Consider the following 17,587-nt stretch of genomic DNA (forward strand, 5'->3'; position numbering starts at 1 on the left):
GCGGGGGCAAAAGCACCGCATAGCCTACGCTAAGTAGCGCACTAGCGAGTAATTAGGAAGTGAGTTTGATGATTGCGGGCATTGGACACGACATAGTGCAGATTGCACAATTCGCTCAACAGATGCATGATGGCGATGGTTGGCGCGCGCTATTTTCTACGCGTGAGCTTAGACAGTGCGCCATGCGAGCGCACTCAAAAAACGACGCTGAGGCGATGCATATTGCAGCGCGCTGGGCTGGAAAAGAGGCTGTTATAAAATCTTGGTGCGAGGCTTTATCTTCGTTTGGAGATGCAAAATATCCTTACACGCTAGATAACACACCGTGGGCGAGTATTGAGATTTTAGATGATTCTCGTGGTTGTCCAAGTGTTCATCTTGATGCTGCTGTTAATGAAAAGCTTATGCAATCTTTGAGCACGGTTCCTATGATTAATGCACAGGATGGCTTTTCTATTAGATGGCATGTTTCTTTGAGCCACGATGGTTTGCTTGAAGACGCATCTGCAATCGCATCTGCGTTTGTGATTCTAGAAATAGCTTAGATATTTGCGATTTGCACTGTATGGTTTTGTTTATTTTTCCCGCGTTTGTTCCCTTTTTGGGTTAGATGGTAAACAAAAGCAGGAATAGTTGCCCGTGTTTGTTTCCGTTTTGGGTTAGATGGTAAACAAAAGCAGGAATAGTTGCCCGTGTTTGTTTCCGTTTTGGGTCAGATGGTAAACAAAAGCAGGCATGTTATCGTGTGCTGTAACGCTCTTGAGTATCTAAGTGGAGTGTCGTTAGTTGTTTTATGTCAAAATCATCTGTATAATTGTTCGAGTCGCTGTTTTGGGGTCTTATAAAAATTCCATTACATGCAATTGCGGATGTAGCTCAATGGTAGAGTATCAGTCTTCCAAACTGATGACGCGGGTCCGATTCCCGTCATCCGCTCCATTTGATTTCCGTGATTTCTTCGATTCCGATTGTGCTAAGTATGGCGTGATTAGTCCTAGTTATTTTTGTGTTTTTCGTTATTCAATATGATTCGCGACTTGTTTCTTTACTGTTTGCGCATATTGCTATGGTTATATGAGGTAAAAACACGTAAAAACATATCTCTGGAGGAGTTGTGGGACAAATTATTGTACGTGTAATTGCAAGTTTAGTTTCTGTTGCTACTGCATTTGTTATGAACGTTTCTCCATCTATTAATGTTGAAGGACGTGATGTTTTTGAAGGCTCTGCTTCTAGTTCATCAAGAAGTTCGTTAAGAAGTGCCAAAAATAATGCAATAAAAAGTGCAGATAATGGAAATGGTAATTCTGCTGAAGATAATCGTTTGAATGGTTTCGCCGATGGTGATGCCAATAATCCTGATTTCAAGTTGCCTTCAAAAGTGGCGTCGTCATTTAAGAATAGTGACGAAGTAGTTTCTTCAAAATATGCTCTTACATCTACTGGTCATTTGAAATCTCTTAAAACTGGCGATATTGTTACTGATCCTAAAATTATTGGCACTAAAGACAAGCAGCCAGATCCTCTTGCTAAGAGCGATGGAAGACGTTTTACGCCTATTACTGTTGGAGATTTGCGAAAAGCAATTAAGCGCTACAATCCTGCCAATTCTACGAATTCTGCCAATTCTGCCAATTCCGCCAATCCTTCCGCGGTTCGTCTAATAAGCTCAAATCAGCCTATTCCAGACGAATCTAAATCTTCTGCTAAAGCAAAAGATTCAACAATATTGTCTTCTAAAACAGCCACAACAACTGATGGTATTGTTCGCAAAGCCTATTTGCCTGTAACAAATTATGGCGTGGAATGGGAAGATTACAATGGTTCTCAATCATTCTTTGATGGCAACGGAAACATGTTTGCTTATAACGCTAGAGGTGTTATAGATGTTTCTGAACATCAGCATGAAATTGATTGGGCTGCTGCTAAAGCCGCTGGAGTAGAAGGTGCAATAATTCGCATCAGCTACGGTTGGGATAATGGCTACGATAAGTATGCTGTGCGAAATATCAACGAATGCAAGCGTTTAGGTATTCCTTTTGGAGTTTATGTTTATTCCTACGCTGAAACGCCTTCTGATGGCGCTTCCGAAGGTGCCGATGTTGCAAGGCTTTTGCAAGGTGCTGGAGTTAATCCAAGTGACCTTTCATACCCTGTTTACTACGATTTGGAAAGATGGGAGTGGGCAGGGCATCAACCACCTACTGATCCATACGTTTATCAGAATATTGTCGCATCGTGGTGGAATCAGCTGGCTTCTGCTGGATACATTAATCTAGGTGTTTATTCTTATGCGAATTATTTAAACGGTCCGCTTAATTCCCAATACATTCACGATCGCACAAGCTGGGTTGCTAGCTATGGTGCAACTACGCTTTTTAACATTACAACACCATTAGGTGGTTGGCAGTACACTTCTAGCGGTTCTGTCTCTGGAATTCAAGGTAATGTTGATTTAAACGCATTCGGTACTAGACCAACTACTGCTACAAGTCGTGCTCACATAGATTTTACGTGGATTGTTCGCAGTAACGATATAGCTGTAGGTGCTGCAGCAAGCAGTAGTATTTACAATCACATGGAATACCGTTGGCTTGCTTACGATTTGCTTAATAAGCAGTGGAAAACTATTTCTGACTGGTCCGTTAGTAATTGGGCTTCTTGGGTGACGAGCAATGGTGATTATTGGCTTCATTGTGATGTTCGTGATTCGTTCACTAAGAAGCCTTTGGGTAACAAAACCATTGCTTTCCACTATGAGATTCAGAATGCACCAGCCCCTGTTTTTACAGGTGACACAGTGGTTTCTGGCACTTATGCGGCTTGGCGTGGTAGCAATGTTTTACTAGGTGCTACTACAAATAACCCTAATGGTTACACTATTATCAAAATATATGACTATAACGCCAAACAATGGGTGAGCCAATTTAAGGGTCCGTGGGCTTTGTGGAGTCCTAAACCTGGAATTTATTGGACACACTTTGAAGCGTACACATCTAGTGGTATACTCAAAGATACTAAGACTTACGCTTTTGGAGTGTAGTTTTAGACTAAGAGTAAATATTTTCTCCAGTTTTCCGTTTAAGAGAAAAAAGGGACCAGATGCTAATAACATCTGGTCCTTGTTTTTTGTGCGCGAGATGGGACTTGAACCCACATGTCGTAAGACACAGGAACCTAAATCCTGCGCGTCTACCATTTCGCCACTCGCGCTTAAATCGCCTAAAACAAGCGAAAAAGAACTTTAAGAGCCACTTGACAGAATCGAACTGTCGACCTTCTCATTACGAGTGAGACGCTCTACCGACTGAGCTAAAGTGGCGATTTGCCCGAGAAGCATTCGCGACTCGCGCACAAATCAAATACTATATATTAATATTTGCAATTTGTCTAGCATGACGCGCCGCAAATGTTCGCATGTGTTCTAGTCAAAGTGTATTTCTGTCCTCTTTTGTGAGTATCTTGGCAATTGGAAGATAGTGATGCACAAGTTTCACTTTGCGCGCATTTACACGTGTTTACTTTATAGTTCACTATGATTCTCGATGATTATTGTGATTAAAACGTGTTCAAGTGTGCCTAAAGATTGATAAAACAAGGCATCACGTCACTTCATTCAAGATGAAAGGACCAAGAAATGGCCATCAATCCACCAGTTGACGCCGTTAAAACACCTGAATGGGCTGCTTTGCAGAAGCACTATGATGAATTGCAGTCCGAAGGCGTGAGCCTGAAGAAGTGGTTTGCTCAGGATGCAAATCGCGTGGATAAGTTGAGCTTCGAAGCTGGAGACCTCCACTTCGATCTTTCTAAGAATTTGATTAAGCCAGAGACGCTTAAGCTTTTCGCTGACCTGGCAAAGGCTGTTAAGCTTGATGAGCGCACTAAGGCAATGTACACTGGCGTGCACATTAACAACACTGAAGACCGTGCAGTATTGCACACTGCTTTGCGTCGTCCAGCCGAAGACGCTGGCAAGTTCATGGTAGACGGTCAAGATACCGTTGCCGACGTTCGTGAAGTGTTAGGTCGCATTTACGATTTTGCAAACAAGGTTCGCTCCGGCGCTTGGAAGGGCGTTACTGGCAAGAACATCAAGACCGTTGTAAACATTGGTATCGGCGGTTCCGACCTTGGTCCAGTCATGGTCTACGAAGCCTTGAAGCCATACGCTGACGCTGGTATTAGCGCTCGCTACGTTTCCAACATTGATCCAAACGATATGGCAGAAAAGACCAAGGATTTGGATCCAGAAACCACGCTTTTCATCATTGTTTCCAAGACCTTCACCACTTTGGAAACCTTGACCAACGCTCGTACAGCTCGTACCTGGTTGCTTAACAAGCTTCAGGAGAGCGGTGCTATTGACGGCAGCGACGCAAAGAAGGCTGAAGCTGTTGCTAAGCACTTCGTGGCTGTTTCCACCAACCTCGAAAAGGTTGAAGAGTTCGGCATCAACCCAACCAACGCTTTCGGATTCTGGAACTGGGTTGGCGGCCGTTACTCCGTGGATTCCGCTGTTGGCACTTCTTTGGCTGTAGTTCTCGGACCAGAGCGCTTCGAAGAGTTCTTGAAGGGCTTCCACGCAATCGATACTTACTTTGCTGAAACCCCATTCGAGAAGAACGTTGTTGTGCTTCTCGGCATGCTCAACGTTTGGTACCGCAACTTCTACAAGGTTGCTTCCCACGCTGTTCTTCCATACGATCAGTACTTGCACCGCTTCCCAGCTTATTTGCAGCAGCTCACCATGGAATCCAACGGTAAGTCTGTGCGCTGGGACGGCACTCCTGTAACAAGCGAAACCGGCGAAATCTTCTGGGGCGAGCCAGGCACCAACGGCCAGCACGCTTTCTACCAGTTGATTCACCAGGGCACTCAGCTTATTCCAGCTGATTTCATTGCTTTCGTGAACACGCCAAATCCTACTAAGGATGGCGATCAGGATGTGCACGAGCTCTTCTTGGGCAACTATCTTGCACAGACCAAGGCTCTTGCTTTCGGCAAGACTGCTGACGAAGTTCGCGCTGAAGGCACTCCAGAAGAGATCGTTCCAGCTCGCGTATTTAGCGGCAACCGTCCAACCACGTCCATCTTCGGCGATGCTTTGACCCCATTTAGCTTGGGCGAGTTGATTGCTCTCTACGAGCACATCACCTTCGTTGAAGGCACTGTTTGGGGATTGGATTCCTATGACCAGTGGGGTGTGGAGCTTGGCAAGCAGCTTGCAAAGCAGATTACTCCTGCAATCTCTAAGGATGACGATGCTTTGGCAGCTCAGGATGCTTCTACCCAGAGCTTGATTCGCTTCTATCGCGCTCATCGCAAGTAGTAGTGAGTGTATAGCAATCTTATTTGATTGTTGATTTAAAGCCTCTTGTTGATTAAATTCTTCAAGAGGCTTTTTTGTTTTTTGCGTTTTTCTTGCTTGGCATTGCGCGCTTTTCCTATTTAGCGTTGCGCGAGGGCTGGGTGTTTCTTGTCTCACAACGCTCTGCCTATTACGTGTTATCTTGTGTTGCGGTTGTTCCGATTTGGTTTTGATTTTGTTTTTGGGTTGAAGTTTGTTTGTAGTGGTTGATCATTGGATTATTTGGTATCGGCTGCCGCTCTTATATTGTTCGACCAAGAATCACCCAGCCCTCTTACGAGTCTGAACAATTGCGTACCACTTAATCACCGAGATTCTCGATTTTTCTTGCTACTTCAGCGAATCACCATTTCATGCTTAGGTTCGCTTCATCCGCTGCGAAAAATCTTGAATCTCTACATAGCTTGCGCTCCGACGTGCCTTTTCACTTAAACCGTAGCGCGAAAAGTCAATCCAAAAATAGGTTGACACAAGAACAGTGATAATTTATAATGAGCACGGTCGGTAGGTAAGGCTACCACGGGGATACGGGTTGCTGCCGCAACACAGTGGAGACACTGCACGTTGGTCAACAGTCGTTGTCGATTTCAAGGCTTCGACTAATGCAACGCCACCGCCCTGCGAAGCTGAAGCTTGAACGACAAGATTAAGGCTGATTTCTTTTGGTTTAAAAATCACCTTGTGTCTTCTTGCTTGCCGTCCGGTTCAATGATGATACGATAGTACGGTTTTGCGTTGGCGCGCACAGGCTAGAGGAGGTGATTGCCGTGAAACATGACAGTAGTAGTAATACAAGTTGTAATAAAAGTGCTAATACAGTTAATACTGTTAGTGACGATTCAGACAGTATTAGTAGTAGTACGGACGTTCCCCCTGAATATACAAAAGATGAATATGACAAACCGGCAGTCACCGCCAAAACGTTTGCGATTGAAGATTTTTTGCGATTGAAGATTTTATTTGATTTGTTGGGATAAGTCGCCAGCAACCGCGCATTAAATAAGCGCTTCTAAAATAAAATCTAAAATTTTAAGCAAAATTTAAGATAAACGCAAAAAATAGTGGTGATAAGCGGCAAACGTGTGTAAAAATACGCGTTCCCAGAGGACTTATCATGACAATATTTACAACATCTGGAAAAAACGGTGCCAGTACGCAAGTAGACGAAAACACTCGTTTCTGGTCCGACATTATTGTGTGCGTTGGTATAATCGCACTTTTCGGAGTAAGTGCATTCCTTTTGCAGTGCATCAACCAGCCAATTGGACCTAAAGGAATACCTTCTGCAGTTTCAACCGACCTCATTAATTTGCCTTACTACACGCTTAGATCAGTGTTCCGTATGATGCTAGCCCTTATAGCATCGCTGATTTTTACGATTGTTTACGGCTCTCTTGCAGCACGCAGCCGCAGACTAGGCAAGGTTCTTATTCCATTGCTAGACATTTTGCAATCCGTTCCAATTCTTGGCTTCCTTTCGGCTACAGTAACGATTTGGCTGGTGATTTTCCCAGGATCGATGATGGGTGTTGAAGCAGCGTCGATTTTTGCAATTTTTACAAGCCAGGCTTGGAATATGACTTTCTCGTTCCACCGTTCGCTTTTAAGCGAGCCAAAAGAGCTAGACGAGGCAGTGCGCAGCTTGCAACTTACGCATTGGCAGCGATTCTGGGTGCTGGATATGCCAAACGCAATGATTCCGCTGCTTTGGAATTGCATGATGAGTGTTGGTGGCGGATGGTTCTTCCTTACAGCTTCCGAAATGATTTCCGTAAACAACCACACTTACGCGCTTCCTGGAGTAGGTAGTTTTGTGGCGCAATCTGCAGCAGAAAACAAGCTTGGAAACATTTGGTGGGCTATTTTATCCATGATTGTTGTTGTGCTAGCGATTGACTTCTTCCTTTGGAAGCCGCTTACCGCATGGGCAGAGCGATTCCGCATAACTCAAAGCGCATCCGACGAAGAACGAAAGAGTGCTGTTTTGACACTTATTCGTCATTCGCATGCCGACGAAGTTATTAGCAAGCTGTTTTCTCCAATTCGCGAGTGGCTTGAAATTGTTACACGACCATTCGGACGCACAGGTTCACAGTGGCCGCGTAAAGCATCACAGCGTAAACTTGGCGACTTGGTTTTCAACATTGTTATGGCTGTGCTGATTTTGGGGCTTGCTGCTCAAATGCTTTACTTTGTAGCAACTCGCACAGGTTTGCAAGAGTTCGCTACAGCTGGAGCGTTAGGAGCTTTGACTTTTGCTCGCGTAGCTGTGCTGATTTTTGTAAGCTCGCTGATTTGGGTTCCAGTAGGCGTATATATTGGCATGAATCCTAAGATTTCGCGAATTATGCAACCTGTTGTGCAAATTCTGGCTAGCTTCCCAGCAAACTTTATATTCCCATTTGCAATGATGTGGTTTATGGCTTGGCATATTGACCTTGGATGGGGAAGTATTATTTTGATGGCGCTTGGCACACAATGGTACATTCTGTTTAACGTTATTGCTGGAGCGAGCGCGATTCCAGATGATTTAAGAGAAATGACAAGAAGCTTTAGATTAAATCGTGTACTCAAGTGGAAAACTCTTGTTTTGCCTGCGATTTTTGGATCCTGGTGCACTGGTGGAATTACTGCCGCTGGCGGTGCTTGGAACGCTTCGATTGTGGCGGAGATTGTGGAATATGGCAAGAATCACATGGCAACTCAGGGTTTGGGCGCGTATATTACGAACGCAACAACCGTTGGTGATTCTGTAAAAACGCTTGTGGGAGTAACGGTTATGAGCTTAATTGTTGTGTTAAGTAATCGACTGTTCTGGACGCCTTTGCAAAGGTATTCGGCAAAAAGATTTGTTTTGAATTAGGCGATTGGCTAGTCGCCAGCAACCAATGATTAGTTGCTTAAACTGCTGAATAAATAAATTCAAAAAAATTAAACTTATAAACTTTATAAACTTTATAAACTTTATAAACTTTACGAAAAGATTGGCAAATATTATGAACACTTTGAACAAAACCGCGGAAAAGGCTGCGCAGAATTTTGCTGCGCAATCTTCAATTACAAGCGATATCATCGACGCAAAACACATAACTCAAAGTTTTACATCGGATAGCGGCACTACTCAGCACGTGCTTCACGATATATCGTTTACGTTGCGAGAGGGTGAAATCGTTGCAATTCTAGGGCGTTCTGGCGCTGGAAAATCAACCTTCTTGCGAACAATGGCAGGCTTAATTCAGCCAACAGAGGGAACTGTAACGTATCGCGGTCGCGAGCTTACGGGTCCAAATCCTGGGGTGGCAATCGTGTTCCAAACCTTCGCACTTATGCCATGGCTTACCGTTCAAGATAATGTGGAGCTTGGTTTGCGCGCTAGAGGCGTTAGCAAAGAAAAGCGCACGGAGCTTGCGCTCGCTGCAATAGATGCGATTGGCTTGGACGGCTTTGAAACAGCGTATCCAAAGGAGCTTTCTGGCGGTATGCGTCAGCGCGTAGGTATTGCGCGCGCACTGGTTTTGCGCCCAGATGCTCTGTTTATGGATGAGCCTTTCTCTGCGCTTGACGTTCTTACTGCAGAAAATCTTCGTCAGGAAGTTCTTAAGCTTTGGTCTAGTGAAGAGCGCGATATTAAGTCTGTTGTAATCGTTACGCACAATATTGAAGAAGCTGTGCAAATGGCAGATCGCGTGGTGGTTTTGGGATCTCATCCTGGACATTTGATTGCAGACGTGCAAGTTGATTTGCCTCGCCCGAGAGACAAGCATAGTGCCGAATTTGAGGCGATGGTTGATAATCTTTATGCGATTTTGACTGGTTCTATGCCAGAGGGTGAATCTGAGCCAGATAATACTGATACAACGGTTGCTGGCGACTTGTCTGGTGCAGATGGCGATTCTCAACCTGCGGAACAAACGGATGCGGAAGAAACAGAGGCTGCTGCAATCGCTGACATGCTTATTCAAAAGCATCACGACGCGGAGGCAGAAGCTAAGCAAAACGAAGAGCAGGCGGATGCTGGGGAGCCGAAGCCTGAGCCTGTTGCTGTGCACTTGCTGCCGAACGCAACGCCAGGAGGAATGGCAGGTTTGCTAGATGTTATTTCGGAAGAGCCAGATGGCATTGATTTGGCTGATTTGGCTGCGGATTTGTCGTTTGAAATCGATGACTTGTTCCCACTTGTTGATGCTGGAACAATGCTTAATTTGCTTACAGCAGAAAATGGTCATATTACTATTACTCCAGCAGGTCAAGAATGGCATAACGCCGACATTTTGCACAGCAAGCAGGTGTTTGCGCGTCTTGCAATTGAGCATGCTCCTCTTGTTCATGCAATTGATCAGGCTTTGAGCCGAAACCGCAACGGCAAGCTTCGTGGCGAGTTGATTTTGGATTTGCTTCGCAGTAAGCACACGGACGCTTTGGCTCGTCAGCAGTTTGATATTGCGATTAGCTGGGGTCGTTATGGTGAGCTTTTTGACTACGATGCCGATGATGACGAATTAACTCGTACTGTTGAGGCGGCGCCGCTTAATGGAGTTGCGCGCTGAAATAGTGCGAAATAGTGCGAAATAATGCTCAATAATGTCCATTATTGAGCATAAATTTGTGTTCTGTATGCTTTCGATAAGGCGATGCCGCATAGTCGACTTATCAATAGTCTAGCCTGCTTTTTTAAAGTTTTGGCAGATGGAAGCCCTGAAAAGCAAACTTTTTGGGAAGGATTATTCAAAGTAAAGTTGAAAAAGTTAAAATTAGACTAACTTACTTTGATGTAGCTTACGTCGATATGCGGCGGCGAGGAGGAATTATCATGGTGAATGCTGTAGAAGCATTTGATGCTAAGCATCTTAAGTCTGCTGAGGAAATCCCAGCTTTCCGTCCTGGAGATACTGTTGACGTTAACGTTAAGATTCAGGAAGGCAACAATACTCGTATTCAGACCTTTACTGGCGTTGTTATCGCTCGTAAGGGTGCTGGCGTTCGCGAGACTTTCGTTGTGCGTAAGGTGAGCTTCGGCACTGGTGTTGAGCGTCGCTTCCCACTTCATTCCCCAGCTATCGATTCGATTAAGCTGGTTCGTAGCGGTCGCGTTCGTCGCGCTAAGCTTTACTACTTGCGCGCTTTGCGTGGTAAGGCTGCTCGTATTGCCGAGCGTCGTGACAACAGCGCTGCTAAGTAAATTTATTTAAGGTTAAGGATTTAACGTTAAGGATTAATATGTCTGCCGAAGACTTGCAAAATAGCGATGGTCACATTGTTAATGTGGCAGGTCACGGCTTAAATCCTTCTCCAGTTCCACCGGAGCCAGAAGAAAGACCAAGTCTAGCTTCTGGCTTCAGTGCTAAACGTGCTAGGCATGGAAAAATAAAAGGGAATCATATTTCTGGATATAAAGATAGTGATTATGATTCCTCTAAATCTCAGTCCAAGGTTCGTGCTCGCAAGCTTTTTAAAACATCTTGGAAAGAGCTTGTTGCATGGTATCTTGTGCCTATTCTTGTTGTTATTTTTCTTCGTGTTTTTATTCTCGGCGTATATTTTATTCCGTCTGGCTCCATGTTAGACACAATTCATATTGGCGATTATGTTGTTACGTCTAAACTCACTCCTCGACTGTTTCCGCTAAATCGTGGAGATATTGTTGTTTTTGAAGATCCTGCTAATTGGCTTCGAGGTGAAAATAGTAGCGGCGGAATTGTGTCTGGTAAAGATCTTATAAAGCGTTTAATTGGATTGCCTGGAGATACCGTTGAATGTAAGGGCGATGGTGACCCAATTCTTGTTAATGGTATTCCTGTGCTTGAATCTGCTTATATTAAACCAGGTGTAAGTCCTAGTTCCTTCCCATTTAAGGTGAAGGTTAAACCTGGTCATGTATTTGTTCTAGGAGATAATCGCGCTAATTCTGCGGATTCTAGGTATCATAAGAATGATGGTGACGATGGTTTGGTGCCTATTTCTAAGGTTGAAGGCGTGGCATTTATGCGTTTTTGGCCTTTGAATCGTATGGGTATTTTTGAAAATCATAGCGATGCGTTTGATGATGTAAGAAATAAGTCAGATGCTAAATAGTTCTTGTAAACGTGCGTAAATATTAGATTTGGGGAGATTTTGGCTGCTGTTCCGTCTTTTAACTTTGAGCAAGATCTTTTAAAAAGTGGCTTCGATTGGGTTATTGGATTAGATGAGGTTGGACGTGGTAGTTTAGCTGGTCCTGTTATGGTTGGTGCTGCGCTTTTTGGTGCCGATAAAATTAATTCTGGTTATTTTCCTGCTGGATTAGCTGATTCCAAGCTTATTAACGCTCACAAACGTGAAGGATTATTGGAGCCTCTTGAAAATTGGTGCGATGCTTTTGCTGTTGGTTCTTGTACAAATCGCGAGATTGACGAGTGGGGAATAAGTTATGCTCTTGGTGTGGCAGCGATTCGTGCAATTTCAGATGTGCAAAACAGTATGAGATATAAGCTTGAAAATGCTCATATTGCAGCGATTTTAGATGGACCATTTAATTATATTGGTAAGGTTTCTGGAACTTTTGATGCGCCTAGTATGGAGTTTCCTGTTAAAGTTCACACTTTAGTTAAGGCTGATCAGAAGTGTGCTAGTGTTTCTGCAGCTTCTGTTATCGCAAAGGTGACTCGAGATTCTCTTATGACAAGCTTGTCTGACGATCCTAAATATAAAATTTATGATTGGGCACATAACAAGGGTTATGGTTCTAAATCGCATAGAGCTGCGATTTTAGAGTATGGCCCTAGTGATTTGCATCGTATTAGTTGGCATTTAAGCTAAAGTTCTTCGGCGTGTTGATGCCTGATGCTCAGCGTAATCTTGAATGCTAAAGGGGTAGTGAGCTAGTGCGTGAGTATGTGTTTGTAGAGAGTGTTTAGATAGCGTTTTTAAGAGATTTAAAGCTGATTTTAACAGTGCGAGCTACTCGAATTTGTAGATTCAATCTGCAGGGTATCGTGTGTTTACTTTGCAGTGCGTGAAAGTGTTTTTGGAATTTAAAAGAGTTTTCTATGGAAAAGAAAAGGATAGTTAAATGATTGGTCGTTTCTTCGCTTTTGTTCCAGGTGTTAAGCACTTGGTTGTTTTAAGAGCGGCGTGTCTTGCTATATCTTCTCTTGCAAATATTGGTTTTGTGTATGTTTGTGTTGGCATTCTTTCGCCAGTGCTTATTCCTGCAAAATATACTGGCAAATCCTTGTTAAGCTCTGTTGAATTGACGTCTTATCTTATTTCTCTTGTTGGAATACTCATCGTAAAATATATTGCGTTCCATCAGTCATGCACTATTTCTACCGAAATTGGAACTCGCGTATCTATGAAGCTTAGACCAAAAATGTTGCGCTCTATGCTTTCTTTGAGTTCTTCTAAAAAGTGGTCTAAGGGATATTCTTCTATTTGCGTGAACGATGATGTTGCGTGGGTTCAACGTTGGTCTGGTTTACTTTTGCCGCAGATTATTGCTGCTTTCCCCATGCCTTTTGCGGTTAGTGTTGCAATGTTTTCAATAAACTCTTATGTTGCCACTATTTGCGTTTTTGCGTCAATTTTTTCTACTTTGGCACTTATATCTGCTCTTGCAGATGTTCGCGTTTTGTGGCGCTGTTTATGCGTATTTTTAACGTATTTAATGACTGGTGTCGCAATTATTTCTACAGTTTGGCTTCTTTCTGTTAAATCTGTTGGTCTTCCTGCTGCAATGCTAACTTTGCCACTTCTTATGCTAAGCGTAGATCCAATACGTAGAGTTGCTAACTGTATGCATATTAAAAATCGGGCTGTTTTAGGTTTGAATAACATTAGTGACTTGTTTAAAAGTGTTGCTTCTAGTAAAGTTCATTCTTCTAATTTAGACTCTGTAGAATCTTCTGCTTCTGCAGATTCCATAGATTTCTCAGATAATAAAAAGTCGCTGAACATCCCAGATGGAGCTAGTAATGTTTCTCTTCATGTGCGATGCAATTTCACTGAAAATAATAAACCTTTGCGCGCATCCTTTAATATTTCAAGTGGAAAATTGAATGTAATGCCAAAGGAATACTACGACTTATTTACTAATAATGTTTTGAATGGCGTAGTTTTTAGCGATAAATCAGATGTTGCGCTATCTTACAGCGATAGATATGGTTTTCCTGAAGTAGATGTTGAATCGCCTTTTGTAGTATCTGATTTTGGTGATATTTCTGGAAACTCAACTTATGTTTCACTAAATAATGCAAATCCTGGTGCTATTGCAGATCTTGTTACTATTGTTCGTTCAAATAGTCATCTGTTTTCAGCCACTTTGCGAGAGAATCTGCTCATGGCATCGTCTAATGCTACTACTACATCCATGTGGCAAGCATTGCGTACTGCTCATGTAGATGGTGTTGTTTATGCGGATTATAACGGATTAGATTTGCGCGTAGATAATATTCAGGTTGAAAATAAGCAAGACATTTTCCGACGAATTATTATGGCTCGTGCGCTTATTCGTAGAACTCCAGTGTATATTTTCGACTATTCTTCAAGCGATATTAGTTCTGATGAAGCTAAGAATTTATGTGATATTTTGCGTCATGTTGCTAAAAAAGCTACGATTCTTGTATTTTTGCCAGATGATAACTACGTTTCTAAAGCAGACAATTTGGTTCACGTTAGTGTATATCATAATTCGCATTACGCTAGTTCTAGTGCTATTAGCTCTTATGCCGAAAATCTTGCAGATGGTAGCGTTGATAAAGCTAATAGAGTAGACGAATATGCTAAAAGCTTTGATAAAAACTCTAATAAGAATTTTAATAATGCAAAACACGAAGGCTTATTGAAAGATTTAGCTCATGAAAGTAAATCCACCATATCTTCGTTGAAAAAGGCATTTTTTGCGATTCTTTCAGCATTTTCTACAGCAATCAATATAGTTTGCGCAGTGTTGATACCTGTTTGCACTTTTGCAGCAATGTTCGCTATCGCTAATCGCCCGCTTTTTGGACTTGCTGTGCAAGAATACGTGCTTATCGTAAGCGTATGTGCATGTTTAAGATGCATAACATTAGTAACATCTTTTGCTGGCGTGGATCTTCATCATGCGCATTTGCACAAGGCAGGTTTAAGCATGAGTGTTGGAATGGTTTTGTCGATTATTCCAGCAATCGTCTTGTTATGTTACTTTGATATTCAAATTGCTATTTTTGCTGTTGTGATTTGTGCTCTAATAGTGTTTATAATTCCAGGATTATTTAGACTTAGACTCCGCAGTTTTATTAAGAAAGTTCATTCAGAACAAAAGATGGTGGAGCTTGAAGTTGATGATGTAGAACTTGGTATTGATGAGGTTCTAGCTTTCCGACAGGGTGAGCATTGTGTTAAGCGTGTTGTTGATTCAATGCGTAAGCTTTCGCAACAGCGAGTGCGATTATCTCGTAAAGTGGGAAGAATGCAGGCAATTCTTATGTCTGTTGCTCTTATAGGTATTGCGAACACAATAATGCTTGTTTCTAACACTATTCACCCAATTGTCACTAAGAATCCACAATGGAATGTTGTTTACGCGGTTATGGCAATTATTGTGCTTATTAGCCTTATTCAACAAGTTTTAGACGTTGTTATTAGGCGTATCCCTTGGGTTGTAGACATAAATCATGCAGTACGATCGTAATACGCATTATTCAAGTAATCCTATATCCAAAAGAATAACCTCTTTTATATGGCTTATTTCTTTGGCTATTCTTATAGGCATTGTTATTGGGCTTGTTCTGCCAAAAATCAATCATGATGTTGGCGAAATTACTGGTGAATACGTTGCTGATGGAGATGCTGCTGCTCTTCTTAATAAGCTAAAAGTCGCTAAATCACACCCGTCTGGATACAACAGGAGTGTCTTTGGATACAGGACTACAGATGTTGATAAAAATGGCTGTGATGTTAGAGAAGATGTTCTTGCGCGCGATTTAAAACAGGTTCGTTTTAAGTATTCTGGTTCTTGCAAGGTGGCATCAGGGCTTTTGCATGATCCTTATACTGGCTTGAATATTAATTTTGTTCGAGGAAGAAAAACTAGTGCTCTTGTTCAAATCGACCATGTTGTAGCGCTAGAAAACGCTTGGCAATCAGGAGCCTGGAAATGGAGTCATGCGAAGAGGATTAAGTTTGGTAACGATATGCTTAATCTTCTTGCTGTTCAAGGAGCAGCGAATCAAGAAAAAGGATCTGCTTCTGCAGCTTATTGGCTGCCATCTAATAAATCCTTTAGATGCGATTATGTAGCTAGGCAGATTGCTGTTAAGTATAAGTACGATCTTAGCGTTACTAGTGCAGAAAAACGTAGCATGGCTTCAATTTTGCACGGTTGTTCTGCGCAGAAATTGCCTAATAGTTGAGTTCGACGCTAAGCTTCGACGCTAAGCTGCTTGTATATTTATATATCTTGATGCATAGGCAAATATATAAAAAGGGTTCCAACCAGACCAATTGGCTAGAACCCTAAGCGCGGAGAATACGAGATTCGAACTCGTGAGGCTGTTACACCAACACGCTTTCCAAGCGTGCGCCATAGACCACTAGGCGAATTCTCCACATCAATCATTGTGCTAAACAGCATAACGAAAGACAACTTAAATAAGATAACATAAACTGAGGATAATGCAAAGTCGCGCGTGGCGCGAATCGACGATTTCGAGCTGCATAATGCGCGAGAAATCACCTCGATTCGCTGAGCCGCTCAAACGTAAAGTCCAGTGGACTTTACGTGCGGCGAAGACGTTAGCGCGCTTAGACCGCGCTAACGATTTTCCAATTCGGAGCGCTGAGCTTGCTCAAGTTGAAAGCACGGTGTGCTTTCAACGCAAGTAAAGCGCTTTGACTGAGCTTGAAATTGCATAACGCATTTCAAGCTCCTTCAAAGCGTGATTTGGCTTAAAGGCATAAAGTCCAGTGGACTTTATGCGCCAAATCAGCCGAACGGCTACTAATAGCCGTGAGGAATAGCGCGCCGTAACGCGCGAGCGACATTTCTAACGTTTTCGCGATTCTCAAATCACCTCAATAGATTTATTGCACACACAACCTTTGCAATTGCGTGTTGTTGATTATGTGCGTGTTGTTGATTATGTGATAGTGTAGATTTTTCATATGTAGTAAGCGATTTGCGAGGTTTGCAACTTACGACTTACTACATATGCGCAAAACTACAGGATTATTATCAAATACAGGATTTAAGTTTAGAAGGTGTTTAGCATGGATGTTGGTTTTGTAAAGAATATCCAAAAAATAAAGCCTAAAAAGCCAAATCCTGCGGTGGATCATAGTCCGCGCACAATGATGATTGGCATAATCTTAACGATTCTTGGTGGCGCGCTTTGGGGTACAAATGCTACTGTTTCTAAGATTCTAATGTCGCAATACCTTGTGAGTCCGTTGCAAATCGCGTGCGTTCGTCAGCTTGCTGCAGGCGTGCTTTTTGTAATCGTTGCGTCAATTGTTAATCGCAAGCAACTCGTTGGTGCATTAAGTACAAAAAAATCATGGCCAATGCTAGTCGTAACAGGTATTGTATGTGTGCTTTTAACGCAAGTGGCGTATCTTTTTACAATTGACTGGACTAACTCTGGCACGGCTACTGTTTTGCAAAGCCTGAATCTGCTTTTTGTGCTTGTTTATGTGTGTTTGCGGTCAAAAAGAACTCCGACTTTGCTCGAAAACATTGGTGTTTTGCTTGCATTTGCAGGAACTGCGCTTATGGCAACGGGTGGCAATTTTAGCTCGCTTTCGCTGCCGTTGATGGGACTTTTGTGGGGATTGGCAGATGCTGCAAGTACGGCGGCTCTTGCGATTATGCCAGTTAAATTGATTGCAAAATGGGGAAATCTTACTGTAAACGGAATTACGTTTATTATTGCAGGTCTTATTATGCTGCCATTTGTGCGACCATGGCAAACAATGCCTCCTTTGGATTTGCGCGCGTATTTGCTGTTTACTTTTACGATTGTTGGCGGAACTTTTGGCGCATATTGGATGTTTTTGGCTGGCGTTATGCGAGTCGGATCTGTGCGCGGAACGCTTTTGGGGGCGAGCGAGCCTGTTATGGCGGCAATCACGGCTGTTGTGTTTACTGGAGCTGTGTTCTCGTGGGCTGATTTTGCAGGATTTGCGCTTATTTTTATTATGATGATTTTATTGAGGTGATTATTACGAGTATGCAAGTCACAAGTAAAGAAGATAAAAGTA

At 42.8% G+C, this 17,587-nt stretch carries 12 protein-coding genes, 4 tRNA genes and 1 riboswitch; of the genes, 13 read left to right on the forward strand and 3 right to left on the reverse strand.

Annotation, left to right across the window (positions count from 1 at the left end; translation table 11 throughout):
* Positions 1-68 precede the first annotated feature (68 nt).
* From ACJV45_RS01830 to ACJV45_RS01840, 3 genes are all read left to right on the forward strand, one after another.
* Positions 69-545, forward strand: coding sequence for a holo-ACP synthase (locus tag ACJV45_RS01830; protein ID WP_419397512.1), 477 nt, complete (start codon positions 69-71; stop codon positions 543-545).
* 320 nt (positions 546-865) lie between these two features.
* Positions 866-939, forward strand: a tRNA-Gly gene (locus tag ACJV45_RS01835).
* A gap of 175 nt (positions 940-1,114) precedes the next feature.
* Positions 1,115-3,043 carry a glycoside hydrolase family 25 protein gene (locus tag ACJV45_RS01840; RefSeq protein WP_419397513.1) on the forward strand — a complete coding sequence of 643 codons (1,929 nt, stop codon included), beginning with the start codon at positions 1,115-1,117 and terminating at the stop codon, positions 3,041-3,043.
* 89 nt (positions 3,044-3,132) lie between these two features.
* On the opposite strand, the gene ACJV45_RS01845 is transcribed toward ACJV45_RS01840, so the two are convergent.
* Both ACJV45_RS01845 and ACJV45_RS01850 read right to left on the reverse strand, forming a co-directional pair.
* Positions 3,133-3,213: transfer RNA gene (locus tag ACJV45_RS01845), tRNA-Leu, on the reverse strand.
* Positions 3,214-3,249: 36 nt separating this feature from the next.
* Positions 3,250-3,322 (reverse strand) — tRNA-Thr (locus tag ACJV45_RS01850).
* Positions 3,323-3,637: 315 nt separating this feature from the next.
* Between ACJV45_RS01850 and pgi the strand changes: the two genes are divergently transcribed.
* From pgi to ACJV45_RS01895, 9 genes are all read left to right on the forward strand, one after another.
* Positions 3,638-5,332: a glucose-6-phosphate isomerase gene (pgi, locus tag ACJV45_RS01855; protein ID WP_004120935.1), complete on the forward strand. Its 1,695-nt coding sequence runs from the start codon at positions 3,638-3,640 to the stop codon at positions 5,330-5,332.
* A 532-nt stretch (positions 5,333-5,864) separates the two neighbouring features.
* A riboswitch (M-box (ykoK) riboswitch) is annotated at positions 5,865-6,025 on the forward strand.
* A gap of 65 nt (positions 6,026-6,090) precedes the next feature.
* On the forward strand, positions 6,091-6,348 hold the full coding sequence (locus tag ACJV45_RS01860; RefSeq protein ID WP_410312801.1) for a hypothetical protein: 258 nt from the start codon (positions 6,091-6,093) through the stop codon (positions 6,346-6,348).
* A gap of 137 nt (positions 6,349-6,485) precedes the next feature.
* A complete protein-coding gene (locus tag ACJV45_RS01865; RefSeq protein WP_419397514.1) occupies positions 6,486-8,234 on the forward strand; it encodes an ABC transporter permease in 1,749 nt (582 codons plus the stop codon).
* A 133-nt stretch (positions 8,235-8,367) separates the two neighbouring features.
* Positions 8,368-9,918 (forward strand): ABC transporter ATP-binding protein, encoded by a 1,551-nt coding sequence (locus ACJV45_RS01870; RefSeq protein WP_419397515.1) that lies wholly within the window; start codon positions 8,368-8,370, stop codon positions 9,916-9,918.
* 263 nt (positions 9,919-10,181) lie between these two features.
* On the forward strand, positions 10,182-10,550 hold the full coding sequence (rplS, locus tag ACJV45_RS01875; protein WP_004114457.1) for a 50S ribosomal protein L19: 369 nt from the start codon (positions 10,182-10,184) through the stop codon (positions 10,548-10,550).
* Positions 10,551-10,588: 38 nt separating this feature from the next.
* The gene (gene lepB, locus ACJV45_RS01880; protein ID WP_419397516.1) at positions 10,589-11,443 is read left to right on the forward strand and encodes a signal peptidase I; all 855 of its coding nucleotides are present in this window, start codon (positions 10,589-10,591) and stop codon (positions 11,441-11,443) included.
* 39 nt (positions 11,444-11,482) lie between these two features.
* Positions 11,483-12,166: a ribonuclease HII gene (locus ACJV45_RS01885; protein WP_004573792.1), complete on the forward strand. Its 684-nt coding sequence runs from the start codon at positions 11,483-11,485 to the stop codon at positions 12,164-12,166.
* Between the two features lie 253 nt (positions 12,167-12,419).
* Positions 12,420-15,020, forward strand: a complete 2,601-nt coding sequence (locus ACJV45_RS01890; protein WP_419397517.1) for a 6TM ABC transporter family protein — start codon at positions 12,420-12,422, stop codon at positions 15,018-15,020.
* Positions 15,004-15,741, forward strand: coding sequence for an HNH endonuclease family protein (locus ACJV45_RS01895; protein ID WP_004122666.1), 738 nt, complete (start codon positions 15,004-15,006; stop codon positions 15,739-15,741). The genes ACJV45_RS01890 and ACJV45_RS01895 overlap by 17 nt, the downstream gene beginning before the upstream one ends.
* A 110-nt stretch (positions 15,742-15,851) precedes the next feature.
* Here the strand turns inward: ACJV45_RS01895 and ACJV45_RS01900 are convergent.
* A tRNA-Ser gene (locus ACJV45_RS01900) sits at positions 15,852-15,936 on the reverse strand.
* A gap of 661 nt (positions 15,937-16,597) precedes the next feature.
* Here ACJV45_RS01900 and ACJV45_RS01905 point away from each other — a divergent pair.
* Positions 16,598-17,545 carry a DMT family transporter gene (locus ACJV45_RS01905; protein ID WP_020761977.1) on the forward strand — a complete coding sequence of 316 codons (948 nt, stop codon included), beginning with the start codon at positions 16,598-16,600 and terminating at the stop codon, positions 17,543-17,545.
* The last annotated feature ends 42 nt before the right edge of the window (positions 17,546-17,587 follow it).

It is taken from the genome of Gardnerella lacydonensis, from assembly GCF_048545055.1.
GTDB classification, from domain to species: domain Bacteria; phylum Actinomycetota; class Actinomycetes; order Actinomycetales; family Bifidobacteriaceae; genus Bifidobacterium; species Bifidobacterium vaginale_C.